Consider the following 17,339-nt stretch of genomic DNA (forward strand, 5'->3'; position numbering starts at 1 on the left):
CCGGAAAGCCTAAGCTTTACGCAGGCTACGAGGAACGGCGGTCACCATGGCTAAGCTGCGCATCACCGACTACCTCACCGAGTTGAAGACCGAGGCTGCGGGCCTGCGCTCGGCTTGCGGACCCGAGGTGCTCGGCCGCGTCGCCCCCTCACGGCCGGACTCCACGGTGGCGGACATTCTTCTCGAACTGGCCCGCGAGTACCGCTGGGCCGTCCAGGCCGTGTTCACGCGCCCCACAGAAGACGAGGACCTGCCCGAGCCACCGCCGGTGAGAGCCGAGGGCGCCGCCGTCCTCGACGTGTTCGACCAGGCGCTCGCCGCCGTGCTCGACGCGGTCGAGGCCCGCGGCCCCGAATCGCCCGCGTGGACGTGGGCGCCCGTGGAGTGGCATGCCGAGTTCTGGCACCGGCGCGTCGCCGTCGCCACCGGACTGGCCCGCTGGGACGTGCAGATGGCCGTGGGCGCCACCGCACCCGTGCCGGCCGCCCTCGCCTCCGAGACGATCACCGAGGTCTTCGAGGCGTTCCTGCCCGTCGGCGCCCGCCGCGGCGCCCATCCCGAGACCTCCGGGCTCGTGCAGCTCTTCGCCCAGGACGCCGACGCGACCTGGTTCGTGCGCCTCAGAGACGGCCGCGTCGCGCTGCTCGACCATCCCGATTCGCGCACTGAGCTGCAGGCCCGCGCCGCGGGCTCGGCCTCGGACATCGCGCTGGCGCTGTGGGGCCGGCTGCCGTTCGGGATCTGCGACGTGGCGGGCGACGAGCGCCTGCTGCAGGCCCTGCGCGTGGAATAACGTTTCGGTAAACGTTCGTGGGAAACCGGACAAACGTTCGGCTCCGACTTGGCAAAGGCATTCCCTCGCGGCTAGGCTCAGCTCACGCTGTGCGGTGCTCCGCATCACGCAGCCGAATTCACAGCGCAGGGTCGCGCCCCGGTGAGGTCCCGCACTGTGATGCCACAACCGCCTTTTACCACGGATCGTCTGGCACGTACCTGCCAGTGAAAGGGACCACATCATGGCCACAGTGACGTACGCAGGTGCCACGCGCATCTACCCGGGCACCGAGAAGCCCGCCGTCGACAAGCTCAACCTGGAGATCCAGGAGGGCGAGTTCCTCGTTCTCGTCGGCCCCTCCGGCTGCGGAAAGTCCACCTCGCTCCGGATGCTCGCCGGCCTCGAAGAGGTCGACGAAGGCTCGATCTTCATCAACGAGACCGACGTCTCGAACCTCCCCCCGAAGTCCCGCGACATCGCGATGGTCTTCCAGAACTACGCGCTCTACCCGCACATGTCCGTCTTCGACAACATGGCGTTCGCCCTCAAGCTGCGCCGCATGCCGAAGTCCGAGATCAAGCAGCGGGTGGAAGACGCCGCCAAGCTCCTCGACCTCTCCGACTACCTCGGCCGCAAGCCGAAGGCCCTCTCGGGTGGTCAGCGCCAGCGCGTCGCCATGGGCCGCGCCATCGTGCGCGAGCCGCAGGTGTTCCTCATGGACGAGCCGCTGTCGAACCTCGACGCCAAGCTCCGCGTCCAGACCCGCTCGCAGATCGCCTCGCTCCAGAAGCGCCTCGGCATCACCACGGTCTACGTCACCCACGACCAGATCGAGGCCATGACCATGGGCCACCGGATCGCGGTCATGAAGGACGGCCTCCTGCAGCAGTGCGACACCCCGCGCACCCTGTACGAAAAGCCCTCCAACACCTTCGTCGCGGGCTTCATCGGCTCCCCGGCCATGAACCTCAAGACGGTCAACCTGACCGAGGCCGGCGCCCTGTTCGGCGACGTGACCCTCCCGCTCGCGCGCGAGGTCCGCGACGCCGCCACCCAGGACGGCGGCGACCAGAAGGTCACCGTCGGCATCCGCCCCGAGCACTGCAAGCTCGGCACGGAGACCTCGGGCGGCATCCCGATCGAGGTCGACCTCGTCGAGGAGCTCGGTTCGGAGGCCTACGTGTACGGCCACGCCGCGTACAACGGCGACTCCGAGCGCTTCGTCGTCCGCACCGAGTCGGCCAACGTCCCGCGTCTCGCCGAGACCGTGTACGTCGTGCCGGAACCGGGCCACGAGCACGTCTTCCACGCCGCTTCGGGCGAGCGCCTGAACTAGCGCAATAGGGAAGGGGGCCGCGATTTCACGCGGCCCCCTTTCCCATGCCCTTCGGTTGTGCCCGCACCGAAACGCAGCGGCAACGGAGCGGGCGCTACGGTAGTGAGTATGGCCACCCTCACTCCCTGTAGGCCACGGGTCGAAGGCGCCGACGAGTTCACCGTCGGCACCGAGTTCCACCGGGCCTTGGACGACGGGCGCATCGAATGCACCGTCTGCCCGCGGGCCTGCCGCCTGCGCGAAGGCCAGCGCGGCCTGTGCTTCGTGCGCGCGCGCCACGGCGACCAGATCGTCCTCACCTCGTACGGGCGCTCGTCCGGGTTCTGCATCGACCCGATCGAGAAGAAGCCCCTGAACCACTTCCTGCCAGGCACTCCGGTGCTCTCCTTCGGGACCGCCGGGTGCAACCTGGCCTGCCGCTTCTGCCAGAACTGGGACATCTCGAAGTCCCGCGAGATCGACACGCTCGCTTCGGAAGCCGAGCCCGAGACGCTCGCCACGACCGCGAAGCGCCTGGGCTGCAGATCGATCGCGTTCACATACAATGACCCTACGGTGTTCCTCGAATACGCGGCCGACTGCGCAGACGCGGCCCGCGAGGCCGGTCTCAAGGCAATGGCCGTCTCGGCGGGGTACATCAGGCCCGACGCGCGACGAGAGCTCTACGCGCACATGGACGCCGCGAATATCGACCTCAAGGCGTTCACCGAGGAGTTCTACCACAAGATCGCGTTCGCTTCACTGAGGACTGTCCTCGATACACTCGAATACCTGGTGCACGAGACCGACGTGTGGACCGAGATCACCACGCTGCTCATCCCCGAGCACAACGACTCGGACGACGAGATCGCGGCCGAGTGCGCGTGGATCCGCGAACATCTGGGCCCGGACGTCCCGCTGCACTTCACGGCGTTCCACCCGGACTTCAAGATGCGCGACGTGCCGCCGACCCCGGTGGCCACGCTGCGCCGGGCCAGGCGGATCGCGCACGACGCGGGACTGCGGTTCGTCTACACCGGCAACGTGCACGACCCCGAAGGCCAGACCACGACTTGCACGAACTGTGGGGAAGCCCTCATCCTGCGCGATTGGTACCGAATTGACCGATATGCAGTGTCGGATAGCGGACACTGCAACAGTTGCGGCGCGCCCGTTCCCGGGGTTTTCGACGGACCGGCGGGAGACTGGGGTCCCAAACGACAACCGATCCGCGTCGCCGCGCCGTCACACAGGCGAGAACCCGCATAACCAGAGCACATCCCGGCTCACCGACCAGAGCCTCCACACCGACCACAGGAACCACCACCGGAAGACCTGCGATGCCTTCGATCAAATCAGACACCGTACGGCCAGCGGCCGTCGCCGGACGCTTCTACCCGGCCGACCCCGGGCTGCTCCGCGCCGACATCCAGCGGCTCATCGACGCCGTCGGCCCCGTGAGCGAACCGCTCGCCGCGGCCTACATCGTGCCGCACGCCGGTTACCGCTACTCCGGGCCCGTCGCCGCCGAGGTCTACGCCCGGCTCGCGGCCCACCGCGGCCGCGTCAAGCGCGTCGTCCTCGTCGGACCCTCCCACCACTACCCGCTCCGCGGGCACGCCGCCGCGCCATACGCGCGCTGGGAGACCCCGCTCGGGCAGGTGCGGGTCGCCGCGTCGAACATCGTCGGCTCCTCGCGCCTGCCGCACGAAGCCGAGCACTCACTCGAGGTGCAACTGCCGTTCCTGCAGGTCGCACTCGGTCCGGACATCGAGGTGACGCCGGTGGCGTTCGGCATGAGCCAGTCCCCGGACAGCGCACGCGTCATCGCCGCCCTGCTGGAAGAGGCCGGCGAGGACGCGGTGCTGGTGTGCTCGACGGACCTCTCGCACTTCCACGACCAGGCCACCGCCGAACGCATCGACGCCGTGACCGCCGAGGCGATCCGCAGCCTGCGCCCGCGCGAGATCGCACCGCAGCACGCCTGCGGCGTGTACGCCCTGCGCGCCACCCTCGCCTGGGCCGACGCGACCGGACGGCGCCCAAGGCAGCTCGCGCTGGCCACCTCGGCGGACACGGTCGGCAGGCCGGACCGCGTCGTCGGCTACCCGGCCTTCGCGATCGAACGCCCGATCCTGGCCGAGTAGCCCACTGCCAGGCGAGCGCGAACGGGCTTCGGGTTCGGGGGATGTCGGACCCGTGTGGGAGAGTCGCCTCATTTCTTCGGTTGGTCGGAGGCGGATGCGGGTGGGAAGGGGCATGCCCTATAGCCGCACCCGGCCGCGAGGGCGGTGTGACACGGCGCGATGAGGCGAATCTCGCATGCTGAGCCGCGGCGGGGACATTTACCCTTGAAGGCGTGACCGAGCACGAGCAGAACACCGACAGCGGCGACGACCTTCCCGAGCAGATGCAGATCCGGCGTGAGAAGCGCGCCGCCCTCCTCGCGGAAGGCAAGGAGCCGTACGCGCTCGGCTACCCGCGCACCCACAGCCTGGCCGAACTGCGCGAGCAGTTCGCGGGCCTCCCCGACGGCGAATCCTCCGGCGTCACCGTCGGTACCACCGGACGGGTGATCTTCGTGCGCACCGCCGGGAAGCTCTGCTTCGCCCGCCTGCGCGACGGCGACGGCACCGAGTTCCAGGTGATGCTCTCCCAGGGCAAGATCGGCGAAGCAGCCCTCGCGGACTGGAAGCGCCTGGCCGACATCGGCGACCACATCGGTGTCACCGGCGAGGTCATCACCTCCAAGCGCGGCGAGCTGTCGGTCATGGCCGACTCGTTCCAGATCACCGGCAAGGCCCTGCGTCCGCTTCCCGTGGCGCACAAGCCCCTCGCCGAGGAGACCCGCGTCCGCCAGCGCTACGTCGACCTCATCATGCGGCCCGAGGCTCGCGCGAACGCCCGCAACCGCGCCAAGGTGGTCCGCTCCCTGCGCGACCAGCTCGACGACCGCGACTACGTCGAGGTCGAGACCCCGATGATGCAGGTCCAGCCCGGCGGCGCCACGGCGCGGCCGTTCGTGACGCACATGAACGCGTACGACATGGACCTGTACATGCGCATCGCCCCTGAGCTCTATCTGAAAAGGTGCGTCGTCGGCGGCATCGACCGCGTATTCGAGATCAACCGGAACTTCCGCAACGAGGGCGCCGACTCGTCGCATTCGCCGGAGTTCGCGATGCTCGAGGCTTATCAGGCCTACGGCGACTACCGCACCATCGCCGGGCTCACCAAGTCGCTCATTCAGGGCGTCGCCCGATCGGTGTTCGGTTCGGAGATCGTCGAACTCGCGGACGGCTCCCAGTACGATCTCGGCGGCGAGTGGGCCGAGATCACCGTCTTCGGTTCCCTTTCCGAAGCCCTCGGAGAAACCGTGACCGTCGACACCCCGCTCGAGACGCTCCGCGCTTACGCCGAGAAAGTCGAACTCGGCGTCGACCCCAAGTGGGGTCCCGGGAAACTCGCGGAGGAATTGTTCGAGGTGCTGGTCTCCGACCACCTCCACGAGCCCACCTTCGTCTTCGACTACCCGGAGGAGACCTCGCCGCTCACGCGCGGTCACCGCACCACTCCCGGGCTCACCGAGAAATGGGACCTGTACGTCCGCGGTTTCGAACTCGGCACCGGTTATTCGGAGCTCATCGACCCCGTTATCCAGCGCGAGCGCCTCGAGGCCCAGGCCAGACTGGCCGCCAAGGGCGACGATGAGGCGATGGGCGTCGACGAGGACTTCCTGCGCGCGATGGAGTACGGCCTCCCGCCGCTGTGCGGGATGGGCATGGGAATCGACCGGTTGCTTATGGCGCTCACCGGACTCGGTATCCGAGAGACCATCCTCTTCCCGCTGGTGAAACCGGAATAGCAAAGCAAAGAAACCGCGCCGGGGGTGTGGGGCCTATTCAAGGGCCTCCCCTCCGGCGCGGTCCCTTTTTGCCCGGACGCGGGAGACTTGGACGCATTCAAGTCGCCGGTGACCTGGACGGTAGCGACGTATTCACAAATAGATGCGCCCACCCTCTTTCCCTTCGCTAATGGACTCGTATATGCTCTGGCACTAGCAAGACGGTTGTCCCGGCAGCGGTAGTCGCTACAGTTCGAGAGGAATTTGCCATGGCGAAGAAGACACAGGTCATCCTGATCGACGATATCGACGGCAGCAAGGCTGAGGAGACCGTCAAATTCGCTATCGACGGACAGGCCTACGAGATCGACCTCTCGGCCGGGCACGCCAAGGAACTGCGCGACGCTCTGGAGAAATTCCAGGAGGCCGGCACTCGTCTCGGCCGTTACAGCCTGGGCGCGCCCCGCGGCCCGGTCCGCGGCGCCACCGCCCCCCGCCGCCAGACTGTGGACCGTGAGCAGAACAAGGCCATCCGCGAGTGGGCCGAGCGCAGCGGCAAGCGTGTTTCGCCCCGCGGGCGCATCCCGCAGGCGATCGTCGAGGAATACAACGCCGCGCACAACTAGTCAGGCAGTCCTGCGACCCGACTTCCGCGCCCGCTCTCCCCTGGGGGAGCGGGTGTTTTCGCGTCCCGCGAGTCGAGACGCAGTCGGTAGGACTTCGGAAGGACTGTCACACCCGCCTGGCACCATCCATTGGATTGCGGCGCGGGACAGCGGGTATTGCGCTCACAGCGAACCTGTTATCACCGGGAATGGTCGAAGGGGCACGCTTGTTGTCACCCACGTGGCACCCGTCGTCCGCAGAACCGGGAGATAAGGTGTACCCACAGGGTTTTGCAAGCCACGACCAGTAACGACGACAAGTAGCGGCGGACGCGAGGAGCAGAAGCGCATGTTTGAACGGTTTACGGACCGTGCCCGACGCGTGGTCGTCTTGGCTCAAGAAGAAGCCAGGATGCTCAACCACAACTACATCGGCACGGAACACATCCTGCTCGGCCTCATCCACGAGGGCGAGGGCGTGGCGGCGAAGGCCCTGGAGAGCCTGGGCATTTCCTTGGAAGGCGTCCGCCAGCAGGTCGAGGAGATCATCGGCCAGGGCCAGCAGGCCCCGTCCGGGCACATCCCCTTCACCCCGCGGGCGAAGAAGGTGCTCGAACTGAGCCTCCGCGAGGCGCTGCAGCTGGGCCACAACTACATCGGCACCGAGCACATCCTGCTCGGCCTGATCCGCGAGGGCGAGGGCGTCGCCGCCCAGGTCCTCATCAAGCTCGGCGCGGACCTCAACCGCGTGCGCCAGCAGGTCCTGCAGCTGCTGTCGGGCTACCAGGGCAAGGAGCCCGCGGGCGCGACCGCCGGCGGCACCTCCCAGGAGGCGCAGCAGTCCGGTTCGCTCGTGCTCGACCAGTTCGGACGCAACCTCACGCAGGCCGCCCGCGACGGCAAGCTCGACCCCGTGATCGGGCGCCAGCGCGAGATCGAACGCGTCATGCAGGTCCTCTCCCGCCGCACCAAGAACAACCCGGTGCTCATCGGCGAGCCCGGCGTCGGCAAGACCGCCGCCGTCGAGGGCCTCGCGCAGGCGATCACCAAGGGCGAGGTTCCCGAGACGCTCAAGGACAAGCAGCTGTACACGCTTGACCTGGGCGCCCTGGTGGCCGGCTCCCGCTACCGCGGTGACTTCGAAGAGCGCCTGAAGAAGGTCCTCAAGGAGATCAAGACCCGCGGCGACATCATCCTCTTCATCGACGAGATCCACACGCTCGTCGGCGCGGGGGCCGCCGAGGGCGCGATCGACGCGGCTTCGATCCTCAAGCCGATGCTGGCCCGCGGCGAGCTGCAGACCATCGGTGCGACCACGCTCGACGAGTACCGCAAGTACCTCGAGAAGGACGCCGCGCTCGAGCGCCGCTTCCAGCCGATTCAGGTGGCCGAGCCGTCCCTGGCGCACACCATCGAGATCCTCAAGGGCCTGCGGGACCGCTACGAGGCCCACCACCGCGTCTCCATCACGGACGGCGCCCTGGTGCAGGCCGCGACGCTCGCGGACCGGTACATCTCGGACCGGTTCCTGCCGGACAAGGCCATCGACCTCATCGACGAGGCGGGCGCGAGAATGCGCATCCGCCGGATGACCGCACCGCCGGACCTCCGCGAGATCGACGAGGAGATCGCCGAGACGCGTCGCCAGAAGGAATCGGCGATCGACGCCCAGGACTTCGAGGCCGCCGCGCGCCTGCGCGACACCGAGAAGCGCCTGCACGAGAAGCGCGCCAAGCGCGAGCAGGAGTGGAAGGCCGGCGACCTCGACCAGGTCACCGAGGTCGACGAGGAGATGATCTCCGAGGTCCTCGCGAACTGGACCGGCATCCCGGTCTACAAGCTGACCGAGGAGGAGACCTCCCGCCTGCTGCGCATGGAGGAGGAGATCCACAAGCGCATCATCGGCCAGGAGGACGCCGTCAAGGCCGTCTCCAAGGCGATCCGCCGTACGCGCGCCGGGCTTAAGGACCCGAAGCGCCCGTCGGGCTCGTTCATCTTCGCCGGCCCGTCCGGTGTGGGTAAGACCGAGCTGGCGAAGGCGCTCGCGGAGTTCCTGTTCGGCTCCGAGGACGCGCTGATCCAGCTCGACATGTCCGAGTTCCACGACCGCTACACGGTCTCGCGCCTGGTTGGTGCGCCTCCCGGCTACGTCGGCTACGACGAGGGCGGGCAGCTCACCGAGAAGGTGCGCCGCAAGCCGTTCTCCGTGGTCCTGTTCGACGAGATCGAGAAGGCCCACCCGGACGTGTTCAACACGCTCCTGCAGATCCTGGAGGACGGTCGCCTGACCGACGGCCAGGGCCGCATCGTGGACTTCAAGAACACCGTGCTGATCCTGACCACGAACCTCGGTACGAGGGACGTCGGCAAGGCCGTGTCGCTGGGCTTCCAGGCGGACGCGTCCGAGGGCGGCGACTACGACCGGATGAAGGAGAAGGTCAACGAGGAGCTGAAGAACCACTTCCGCCCCGAGTTCCTGAACCGCATCGACGACACGATCGTGTTCCCGAAGCACACGCAGGAAGCGATCGTCGCGATCGTCGACCTCATGGTCAAGCGCATCGAGGACCAGCTCGCGAACCGCGACATGGCCCTGGAGCTGACCGACAACGCGAAGCTGTACCTGGGGCACAAGGGCTACGACCCCGTCCTGGGCGCGCGGCCGCTGCGTCGCACGATCCAGCGCGAGATCGAGGACACGCTCTCGGAGAAGATCCTCTTCAACGAGTTCACGCCCGGTCAGATCGTCATCGTGGACGTCGACGGCGACCCGAAGGACATCGAGAAGACGAACCTGACGTTCAGGGGCGCCGACAAGCCCGCGGGCGTGCCGGACACGCCTCCGGCCGAACTGGCCGGCGAGCGGGCTCCCAAGAGCCCGGGAGCGGGCACTGGCACCATGCCGCCGAAGAGCCCGGGTGCCGGGCCGCGAGGCGGCCAGGTGGGCCAGGGCGGCGCCGCTTAACGGCGGAGCGTCGTAAGCGAAACAGGGGCGGGACCCAAGCGGTCCCGCCCCTTTCGCGTGTCCGCATGAGGGCACGAAAAAAGCCGGAGCGCCTGCTCCGGCTTCCTTCTTCTCGCCTGTGGCGGAGGATAGGGGATTCGAACCCCTGAGAGCTTTCACTCAACACGCTTTCCAAGCGTGCGCACTAGGCCACTATGCGAATCCTCCGCCGGGAAGCTTACCCGACGGCCGCAGCGGTCGATATCCGGGTGTTCCGGGGTGACGTGCGGCGCACGCGCGCGGTTGGGGAGCCGGGTATCGGTGCGCGCGCTGGGAAAGCGGGTGGACACGGATCCTCACCTGGCGGGTTCCTCCGGGGCCGTCGGCAGGTCGCGGAGACGGATCACCGGGGACAGGACCAGTGCGACCAGGACGGCGGCGGAGCCGATCGCCGCAACGGTCAAGGCGCCGTGGGCGCCGATCCGACCCGACAGCAGGCCCGCGAACAGGCCGCCGAGTGCGCCGCCGCCGAACAGCAGGGTGCGGAAGACCGCCGTCATCCTTCCCATCATCGACTGCGGGGTGCTGGCCTGGCGCAGGCTGACGATGACGACCCCGGCGACGCCGAGACCGAGGTAGGTGGTGAAGAAGGAGAGGACGAACATCCCCACCATGACCGGCCGCGGGCCGGCGGCCAGGACGATCAGCGCCGGTCCGATGAGGAGGGCCGACTGGGCTACGAGGTAGACGAGGCCGAGCCGGAAGCGCCGGATGACCTTGCGGGAGATCGCCGCGCCGATCAGGCCGCCCACGGACGCGGTGGCGAAGATCCCGCCGAGGGTCGTCGAGTCCAAGTGCAGGTCGCGGGTGCCGTACAGCAGGAACATCGTCCACACGGTGACCATGGAGAAGTTGCAGCAGAAGCCGATCAGTGCGAGTGACCGCAGGACCGGGTTCCCCGCCACCCAGCGCAGGCCCTCCCGCAGGGCGGCGGGCGGTTCGGGCCGGGGCTCGGGCGTGCGGATGAGCAGCAGCGAGACCAGGGACACCAGGTAGGAGCACGCGTCGACGATCAGCGCCACCGGCGCGGTCAGGGCGCCGATGAGGACGCCCGCGAGCCCGGGCCCGGCCACGTCGGCCGCCGACGAGCTCATCCCCATCTTGGCGCCCGCTTCGACATAGTGCTTCGGGTCGCGCACGAGCGTGGGCACGTACGCCATCCAGCTCACGTCGAACAGCACCGAGGCGACGCCGACGGCGCAGGCGATCGTCAGGAGCGAGACCAGGCTGAGCGCGTCCGCCCAGTACAGGACGGGCACGAGGGCCAGCAGGAGCATCCGGACGAGGTTGGCGCCGAGCATGATCCGCCGCCGCCTGGCCCGGTCCACCCACACCCCGAACAGCAGCGCGAGGCCGAGATACGGGACGAGCTGCAGGAACCGCAGGACGCCGACCTGCTCGTCGGTGGCGTTGAAGGCGATGATGGCGGTCAGGGGCAGGGCGAGGTTGGTGACCTGGTTGCCGAGGAGCGAGAGGGTCTCGCCGAGCCAGAACTTGAGGAAGTCGCCGTTGCGCCAAAGACTTGCTGAAGACCGAGCCTCGGCCCGCGTCTGCGTGGCGGTCATCGCCGCCCCCGTCCGGCACGCGGGGTCACATCGCGCTGAAGTGCTTCCGAATCCAGGGCAGTAGCGCTATTATGATCTCTCATGTACGACGGTAGCACTTCTGTCGAGTTGGCCGACCGGCTCCGCGCACTGCTGGCCCGGCTCTCGCCCGGCGACCGGCTGCCGAGCAGCCGGGAACTCGTCAAGGAGTACCGGGTCGGCCCGGCGACCGTCGCACGGGCCATCGCCGCCCTGGCCGCCGAGGGCGCCGTGGTGACCCGCCCCGGCAGCGGCACATTCGTGGCGCAGCGGCCCCGGAACGGCGAGGCCGAACGCGAAGCGGACACCGACTGGCAGACCGTCGCCCTCACCGACCGCGCCGTCGACACCCACCTGCTCACCGACCCGCTGGGACCGTCGCCTGCCGGGACGATCGACATGGACGGCGGCTACGTGCACCGCTCGCTCCAGCCCGGCCGGGCGCTGAGCGCGGCGCTCGCGCGGGCGGCCCGGCACCCGGACGCCTGGGACCGCGCCCCCGCTAGCGGCCTGACCGCGCTGCGCACGGTGTTCGCCCGGATCGTCGGCGGCGGTGTCGCGCCGGAGGACGTCCTCGTCACCGCCGGCGGACAGAGCGCCCTGTCGATCGCGTTCCGGGCCATCGCCGGGCCCGGCAGTCCCGTCCTGGTGGAATCCCCGACCTACCCCCTCGCTCTGGCCGCCGCCCGCGCCGCGGGTCTGCGGCCGGTCCCCGTCCCGATCGACGGCGACGGACTGCGGCCCGACATGCTCGCCGACGCCTTCGCCATGACCGGCGCGCGACTGCTGTACTGCCAGCCGACATTCCAGAACCCGACCGGCGCCGTCCTCTCGCCCGAACGCCGCCGCCAGGTCCTCGACGTGGCGCGGGCCTCCGGCGCGTTCGTGCTCGAAGACGACTTCGCGCGGCACCTGGGACACGGCGGCACGGTGCCGCGGCCGCTGGTCGCCGACGACCGCGACGGCACCGTCGTCCACGTCACCTCGCTCACGAAGCCCGCCGCCCCGAGCCTGCGGATCGGGGCGCTGATCGCGCGCGGGCCGGTCATGGAGCGGATGCGGGCGGTGCGGCTGGTCGACGACTTCTTCGTGGCGCGCCCGCTCCAGGAGGCCGCGCTGGAGATGCTCAGCTCGCCGTCCTGGGACCGGCACGTCCGCTTCCTCGGTGCGGCGCTGCGTGAGCGGTGCGCCGGGCTGGCCGCCGCACTCGCCCGGGAGCTCCCCGGCGCCGCCCTGGTTCGGCCGCCCGCGGGCGGGCTGCACCTGTGGGTCCGCCTGCCGTCCGGCGTCGACGACACCGTCCTCGCCGGTGCGGCCCGGCGGCACGGCGTCGCCGTGAGCCCCGGCGGCCGATACTTCGCGGCCGAGCCTTCGGCGGCGTTCCTGCGCGTCGGGTTCGCGGCGGCGGCCGATCACGCCGAACTCACCGAAGGCGCGCGCCGCCTGGGAACCGCGCTCGCAGATCTGGACCCGAAGGAGCAGCGGTGAGCGGAGGCGGCGGCCATGCACACGCCATGAACGGGTGGACCGTTCGCGGTCCCGGTGGTCCGTGACCTCAGTGACCTTCGGGGCTCGCCCGGTTCGGCGACGGCGTCGAGGTGCGGTAGACTTTCGCCCGTCCCTCATGCGGCGTCATCTTGTGAACCTCCCCAGGGCCGGAAGGCAGCAAGGATAAGCGGGCTCTGTCGGGTGCGTGAGGGACCTTGCCGCCTTAGCTCAGTCGGTAGAGCGATTCACTCGTAATGAATAGGTCAACGGTTCGATTCCGTTAGGCGGCTCCAGCAGAAAGACCCCGGAAACCCGGGGTCTTTTTCTTTGCCCCGAATCAATCCTCCGCGGCCGGGAGCCGCACCGTGACCAGCAGGCCGCCCTCGGGGAGGGCCTTCGCCGCGGCCTCGCCGCCGTGGGCCTTCGCCACCGCCCGCACGATCGAGAGGCCGAGCCCCGCGCCCTTGGAGGCCGTCGCGAGGCGGGCCGTGCCGAGCCGGCGGAACGGCTCGAAGAGGCTCTCGACCTCGAACGCGGGCACCACCGGGCCCGAGTTGGACACCTCCAGGACCGCGCTCCCGTCCCCGCCCATGCGAGTCGTCACGCGCACCCAGCCGTTCTCGGGCGTGTTGTAGCGGATCGCGTTCTCGACCAGATTCTGAACCAGCCGTTCCAAAAGGACCGGCTCGCCCCTCGTCGGGGCCTCCTCGCAGTCGGCAGTGACCGAGACCGCGCCTGCGGCCGTCTGGGCGAGTACATGCTCGGCCACGTCGGCGAGGTCGACGTAGGAGCGTTCGGCGAGTTCCCGGTCCGAGCGCATGAGCAGGAGCAGCCCCTCGATGAGCTGCTCGTGGCGGGCGTTCACCTCCAAAAGGGTCTCGCCGAGCTGCCGCACTTCAGGGGACGCCCCCTGGCGGTGCACGGCCACCTCCAGCAGCGCCCGGGTCACCGTCAGCGGCGTGCGCAGTTCATGCGAGGCGTTGGAGATGAACGCGCGCTGGCCGTCGAAGGACTGATCGAGGCGCTCCAGCATCCGGTTGAAGGTCTCGGAGAGCTCGCGGAGCTCGTCGCGCGGACCGCTGACCTTGATGCGCCGGTGCAGGCCCTTGTCGGCCGCAGGGGACTCGGCGATCTCGGCGGCGGTGTCGGTCACCCGCTGCAGCGGCCGGAGCATCCGCCCGGCCGCGAACCAGCCGATCGCGATCGTGCCGAGGCTGACCAAGAGGAGCGCCCGCGGGCCCTCGTTCCGGATCGTGTCGAGGGCGTCGGCCCACGCCTCACCGGTGACGAGGACTTTGAAGTCCTGCGTCTGGGCGAGTACGCCCTCATCGGTCGTGGGGCCGGGCAGGCCCTCGACACTGCTCTGCGAGCCTTGGATGATCTGGTTCTCGTCCGGGACGCCCTGTTCGACGAGGCTGTACGTGAGCACCAGGAGCAGGATGCCCCCGGCGATGAACAGTCCTCCGTAGACGATGGTCAACCGGGCCCGGAGCGTGAGTCGGAAGCGGCGCTTCATTTGAGGTGGTACCCCACTCCGGGTTCGGTCAGGACCACCGGCGGGTCGCCGAGTTTGCGCCTGAGTTTGAGGATCGTCATGCGCACGGCCTGCGTGAACGGGTCGGTGTGCTCGTCCCAGGCCTTCTCGAGCAGTTGCTCGGCCGAGACGGGCGCGCCGTCGGCGCGCAGCAGCTCGGTGAGGACGGCGAACTCCTTGCGGGACAACGGGACGTAGCGGCCGTCGCGGAAGACCTGATGCAGGTGCGTGTCGAGAGTGATGCCGGCGCGCGCGAGCACCGGCGGCGCGGCGGGCCGGGCGCGGCGCCCGAGAGCGGCGACGCGCGCGGCGAGCTCACGGAACGCGAAGGGCTTCGGCAGGTAGTCGTCCGCGCCGAGCGAGAGCCCGGTGACGCGGTCGTCGATGTCAGACGCGGCGGTGAGCATGAGCACCCGCGTGTCGCCGCCCTCGGCCGTGATGGCCCGGCACACCTGGTCGCCGTGCACGCCGGGCAGGTCGCGGTCGAGCACGACCACGTCGTAGTCGTTGACGCCCAACCGTTCGAGCGCCGCGTCGCCGTCGAGCGCGATGTCGACCGCGTGCGCGTCACCGCGCAGCCATTCGGCCACGGCGTCGGCGAGCAGCGGCTCGTCCTCCACCACCAGGATTCTCATGCTCCCCATCATGGCCCGCCCGGTATTGCCGCGGCATTGCCGTTTCGGCTTACGGCCGGGCAACGCCGCCGCGACTGAACTGATGGTGCCGCCGGGACCTCCCCGGCGGCGAGGAAAGGACGAACTTTCATGCGGCGATACAAGATCGCACTCCTCCTGGGCCTCTTGGCCCTCTCGGCCGCGGCCTGCTCGGACAAGGACGACGGCGGCGGCGTGGCCGACGTCGGCGGCACCGCCACCGAATCCGCCAGTGCGGAGGAAGACGAGGAGAAAGACGGCTTCGAAGAGGCGCTGGCCTATTCCGAATGCATGCGCGACAACGGCATCGCGGACTTCCCGGACCCTGAGCAGCAAGGCGAGGGCGGCGTCGGACTCTCCCTGCCCGAGGGCATGGACCCCGCGGACGAGGATTTCAAAGCCGCTGAGGACGCCTGCAAGGACCTGATGCCCGGCCCTGAAGAGGGCGAGACGATCGACCCCGAGATCTACGAGGCGCTGCTGGACTATTCGGAGTGCATGCGGGAGAACGGGATCACCGAGTTCCCAGACCCCCAGCCCAACGGCGGCATCATCATGAACGGCGACATGGGCGTCGACCCGGAGAGTGAAGCGTTCCAGGCCGCGGACGCGGCCTGCGCGGACCTGCGGCCCGATGAGGGCGAAGGCCCCGAGAACACCAGCGAGGACGAGTGAAGACCCGCAAGCGCCGCAGCGGCGCAGGGAAGGTCGTCGCCGTGACCGCCGTGGTGATCGCCGCGGCCGGCGCGACCGCGGCGGCCCTCGGGTTCGACCCGCGGGCGTTCTTCGAGGAGGCCGAGGCCGGTGCGACGCAGGAGACTCCGGCGACCGCCGAGGTCGTGCAGCAGACGCTCACCGAAACGGTCACGGTCTCGGGCGATCTCGGCTTCGGCGACGTGATCGGCCTCGACTGCCTGCTGAACGGCACGTTCACGGCGCTGCCGAAGGTGGGCGACGTGATCGAGCGCGGCGGGCGGCTGTACGCCGTCGACGACAAGCCGGTGACCCTCCTCTACGGGAGCCTGCCGGCGTACCGGTCCCTGACGCCGGGCACCGAGGGCTCGGATGTCGAGCAGTTCGAGAAGAACCTGTCGAAGCTCGGCTACGACGGGTTCACTGTGGACGACGAGTACACGGACGCGACCGCCGATGCGGTCGAGGAGTGGCAGGACGACCTGGGCCTGACCGAGACCGGCACGGTCGAACTCGGCCAGATCGTCTACGCCCCTGGGGAAGTGCGGGTCGACGCGGTCGGTGTCGAGCCGGGCGACTCGGCGCGGCCGGGCTCGCCGGTGCTCGACTACACCGGGCTCGACAAGGTCGTCACGGCCGAAGTCGACCTGGAGGACCAGGAGCTGGTGGCCGTCGGCGACGCCGTCGCGATCACCCTCCCGGACGGCACCGAGGCGACCGGATCCATCGTGGACTCCGAGTCCGTGGTCAGCGAGGAGGACGCCCAGACCGGCGAGACCACGACGTACTTGGAGGTCACCGTGGCCGCCGAGGATCCGGCGGTGTTCGACGGCCTCGACCAGGCCGCCGTGGACGTCGGGTTCGCCGGGGAGACCGCCGAGGCCGTGCTCACCGTCCCGGTCGAGGCGCTGCTCGGCCTCGGCGGCGGCGGGTACGGGCTGGAGATCGCCACCGGCGACACGACCGAGGTGATCGCGGTCGACACGGGCCTGTTCGCCGACGGCTCAGTGGAAGTCAGCGGCGAAGGCCTCGAAGCGGGCATGGCCGTGGTGGTGCCCTCATGAGCGCCCTCGCCGAAGCGACGGTCGAAGCCGAGCGGCCCGCCGAGCCGCGGCCGGTGGTCGAACTCGACGGGGTGTCGAAGACCTATCCGGGCGGGGTGCGGGCGCTGCGCGGCGTGAGCCTGCGGATCGAGGCGGGGGAGATGTGCGCGATCGTCGGCCCGTCCGGATCGGGCAAGTCGACGATGCTGCATCTCATCGGCACGCTCGACCGGCCGAGCGAGGGCACGGTGCGGATCGACGGGTTCGATGTGGCGCGACTGCGGGACAAGCAGTTGTCCGCGCTGCGCGCCACCAGGATCGGGTTCGTGTTCCAGCAGTTCCACCTCGCCGTGGGGCAGCAGGTGCTCGACAACGTGGCCGACGGCCTGCTGTATTCGGGGCGGCGCGGGCCTGAGCGCCGCGCCCGCGCCGCGGAGGCGCTGGACCGGGTCGGTCTCGCACATCGATTGGACCACTTGCCGAACGAGCTCTCGGGCGGCGAGCGGCAGCGGGTCGCGGTCGCGCGGGCGATCGTGGGCGGGCCGGCGGTCGTGCTGGCGGACGAGCCGACCGGGAACCTCGACTCGGTGTCCGGGTCCGGCGTGATGGCGCTGCTGCACGAGTTGCACGAGGCCGGCACCACCGTCGTGGTCATCACGCACGATCAGGACATCGCGCGCTCGCTGCCGCGGCAGGTCGCGATGCGCGACGGGGAGGTGGTCTGAATGGCCGCAACGGGTTCCGAGCGCGGCGGCGACGAACCGCCGCCGGGCGGCTGGCCGCCCCCGCCGATCCCCGCGCC

Annotated in this window: 13 protein-coding genes, 2 tRNA genes, 1 other RNA gene and 1 pseudogene; 13 read left to right on the forward strand and 4 right to left on the reverse strand. The window is 69.5% G+C overall.

The annotated features are described in order from the left end of the window. Positions 1–46 precede the first annotated feature (46 nt). The 7 genes and pseudogenes from ACFO8M_RS13225 to ACFO8M_RS13255 all read left to right on the forward strand — a co-directional run. Positions 47–793 (forward strand): hypothetical protein, encoded by a 747-nt coding sequence (locus ACFO8M_RS13225; protein WP_387975811.1) that lies wholly within the window; start codon positions 47–49, stop codon positions 791–793. A 223-nt stretch (positions 794–1,016) separates the two neighbouring features. Further along, the gene (locus tag ACFO8M_RS13230) at positions 1,017–2,111 is read left to right on the forward strand and encodes an ABC transporter ATP-binding protein (RefSeq protein WP_387975814.1); all 1,095 of its coding nucleotides are present in this window, start codon (positions 1,017–1,019) and stop codon (positions 2,109–2,111) included. Positions 2,112–2,219: 108 nt separating this feature from the next. Continuing rightward, positions 2,220–3,359, forward strand: a complete 1,140-nt coding sequence (gene amrS, locus ACFO8M_RS13235) for an AmmeMemoRadiSam system radical SAM enzyme (protein WP_387975817.1) — start codon at positions 2,220–2,222, stop codon at positions 3,357–3,359. Between the two features lie 71 nt (positions 3,360–3,430). Next, on the forward strand, positions 3,431–4,237 hold the full coding sequence (gene amrB, locus ACFO8M_RS13240; RefSeq protein WP_387975820.1) for an AmmeMemoRadiSam system protein B: 807 nt from the start codon (positions 3,431–3,433) through the stop codon (positions 4,235–4,237). Positions 4,238–4,500: 263 nt separating this feature from the next. Beyond that, a complete protein-coding gene (gene lysS, locus ACFO8M_RS13245) occupies positions 4,501–5,955 on the forward strand; it encodes a lysine--tRNA ligase (protein ID WP_387976389.1) in 1,455 nt (484 codons plus the stop codon). 248 nt (positions 5,956–6,203) lie between these two features. Then, positions 6,204–6,560 (forward strand): histone-like nucleoid-structuring protein Lsr2, encoded by a 357-nt coding sequence (locus ACFO8M_RS13250; RefSeq protein ID WP_387975822.1) that lies wholly within the window; start codon positions 6,204–6,206, stop codon positions 6,558–6,560. A gap of 328 nt (positions 6,561–6,888) precedes the next feature. Then, positions 6,889–9,399 (forward strand): annotated as a pseudogene (locus ACFO8M_RS13255) (ATP-dependent Clp protease ATP-binding subunit); the annotation flags it as partial. 224 nt (positions 9,400–9,623) lie between these two features. Here ACFO8M_RS13255 and ACFO8M_RS13260 read toward each other — a convergent pair. Both ACFO8M_RS13260 and ACFO8M_RS13265 read right to left on the reverse strand, forming a co-directional pair. Continuing rightward, a tRNA-Ser gene (locus ACFO8M_RS13260) sits at positions 9,624–9,711 on the reverse strand. Between the two features lie 128 nt (positions 9,712–9,839). Next, positions 9,840–11,108, reverse strand: coding sequence for an MFS transporter (locus tag ACFO8M_RS13265; RefSeq protein WP_387975825.1), 1,269 nt, complete (start codon positions 11,106–11,108; stop codon positions 9,840–9,842). An 81-nt stretch (positions 11,109–11,189) separates the two neighbouring features. Between ACFO8M_RS13265 and ACFO8M_RS13270 the strand changes: the two genes are divergently transcribed. From ACFO8M_RS13270 to ACFO8M_RS13280, 3 genes are all read left to right on the forward strand, one after another. Further along, positions 11,190–12,614, forward strand: a complete 1,425-nt coding sequence (locus tag ACFO8M_RS13270; RefSeq protein WP_387975827.1) for an aminotransferase-like domain-containing protein — start codon at positions 11,190–11,192, stop codon at positions 12,612–12,614. Positions 12,615–12,740: 126 nt separating this feature from the next. Next, positions 12,741–12,834, forward strand: an RNA gene (gene ffs / locus ACFO8M_RS13275) — signal recognition particle sRNA small type. Then, a tRNA-Thr gene (locus tag ACFO8M_RS13280) sits at positions 12,832–12,907 on the forward strand. Before ffs ends, ACFO8M_RS13280 begins: the two co-directional genes overlap by 3 nt. A gap of 44 nt (positions 12,908–12,951) precedes the next feature. On the opposite strand, the gene ACFO8M_RS13285 is transcribed toward ACFO8M_RS13280, so the two are convergent. Both ACFO8M_RS13285 and ACFO8M_RS13290 read right to left on the reverse strand, forming a co-directional pair. After that, the gene (locus ACFO8M_RS13285; RefSeq protein WP_387975829.1) at positions 12,952–14,130 is read right to left on the reverse strand and encodes a sensor histidine kinase; all 1,179 of its coding nucleotides are present in this window, start codon (positions 14,128–14,130) and stop codon (positions 12,952–12,954) included. Then, positions 14,127–14,783, reverse strand: coding sequence for a response regulator transcription factor (locus ACFO8M_RS13290; protein WP_387975831.1), 657 nt, complete (start codon positions 14,781–14,783; stop codon positions 14,127–14,129). Before ACFO8M_RS13290 ends, ACFO8M_RS13285 begins: the two co-directional genes overlap by 4 nt. 129 nt (positions 14,784–14,912) lie before the next feature. On the opposite strand from ACFO8M_RS13290, the gene ACFO8M_RS13295 reads away from it, so the two are divergent. The 3 genes from ACFO8M_RS13295 to ACFO8M_RS13305 are packed head-to-tail and all read left to right on the forward strand — an operon-like array spanning position 14,913 to position 17,262. Continuing rightward, positions 14,913–15,476: a hypothetical protein gene (locus tag ACFO8M_RS13295; protein ID WP_387975832.1), complete on the forward strand. Its 564-nt coding sequence runs from the start codon at positions 14,913–14,915 to the stop codon at positions 15,474–15,476. Further along, positions 15,473–16,558 carry a peptidoglycan-binding protein gene (locus ACFO8M_RS13300; RefSeq protein WP_387975834.1) on the forward strand — a complete coding sequence of 362 codons (1,086 nt, stop codon included), beginning with the start codon at positions 15,473–15,475 and terminating at the stop codon, positions 16,556–16,558. The genes ACFO8M_RS13295 and ACFO8M_RS13300 overlap by 4 nt, the downstream gene beginning before the upstream one ends. Continuing rightward, positions 16,555–17,262: an ABC transporter ATP-binding protein gene (locus ACFO8M_RS13305; protein ID WP_387975837.1), complete on the forward strand. Its 708-nt coding sequence runs from the start codon at positions 16,555–16,557 to the stop codon at positions 17,260–17,262. Before ACFO8M_RS13300 ends, ACFO8M_RS13305 begins: the two co-directional genes overlap by 4 nt. Positions 17,263–17,339 lie beyond the last annotated feature (77 nt).

It is taken from the genome of Glycomyces rhizosphaerae, assembly GCF_042647865.1.
Taxonomy (GTDB): Bacteria; Actinomycetota; Actinomycetes; order Mycobacteriales; family Micromonosporaceae; genus Glycomyces; species Glycomyces rhizosphaerae.

What these genes read in the sequence shown, in the direction of transcription:
- ACFO8M_RS13225 (WP_387975811.1), top strand. Translation starts at nt 47, where the DNA reads ATGGCTAAGCTGCGCATCACCGACTACCTCACCGAGTTGAAGACCGAG.
- ACFO8M_RS13230 (WP_387975814.1), top strand. Translation starts at nt 1,017, where the DNA reads ATGGCCACAGTGACGTACGCAGGTGCCACGCGCATCTACCCGGGCACC.
- amrS (WP_387975817.1), top strand. Translation starts at nt 2,220, where the DNA reads ATGGCCACCCTCACTCCCTGTAGGCCACGGGTCGAAGGCGCCGACGAG.
- amrB (WP_387975820.1), top strand. Translation starts at nt 3,431, where the DNA reads ATGCCTTCGATCAAATCAGACACCGTACGGCCAGCGGCCGTCGCCGGA.
- lysS (WP_387976389.1), top strand. Translation starts at nt 4,501, where the DNA reads ATGCAGATCCGGCGTGAGAAGCGCGCCGCCCTCCTCGCGGAAGGCAAG.
- ACFO8M_RS13250 (WP_387975822.1), top strand. Translation starts at nt 6,204, where the DNA reads ATGGCGAAGAAGACACAGGTCATCCTGATCGACGATATCGACGGCAGC.
- ACFO8M_RS13265 (WP_387975825.1), bottom strand. Translation starts at nt 11,108, where the DNA reads ATGACCGCCACGCAGACGCGGGCCGAGGCTCGGTCTTCAGCAAGTCTT.
- ACFO8M_RS13270 (WP_387975827.1), top strand. Translation starts at nt 11,190, where the DNA reads ATGTACGACGGTAGCACTTCTGTCGAGTTGGCCGACCGGCTCCGCGCA.
- ACFO8M_RS13285 (WP_387975829.1), bottom strand. Translation starts at nt 14,130, where the DNA reads ATGAAGCGCCGCTTCCGACTCACGCTCCGGGCCCGGTTGACCATCGTC.
- ACFO8M_RS13290 (WP_387975831.1), bottom strand. Translation starts at nt 14,783, where the DNA reads ATGAGAATCCTGGTGGTGGAGGACGAGCCGCTGCTCGCCGACGCCGTG.
- ACFO8M_RS13295 (WP_387975832.1), top strand. Translation starts at nt 14,913, where the DNA reads ATGCGGCGATACAAGATCGCACTCCTCCTGGGCCTCTTGGCCCTCTCG.
- ACFO8M_RS13305 (WP_387975837.1), top strand. Translation starts at nt 16,555, where the DNA reads ATGAGCGCCCTCGCCGAAGCGACGGTCGAAGCCGAGCGGCCCGCCGAG.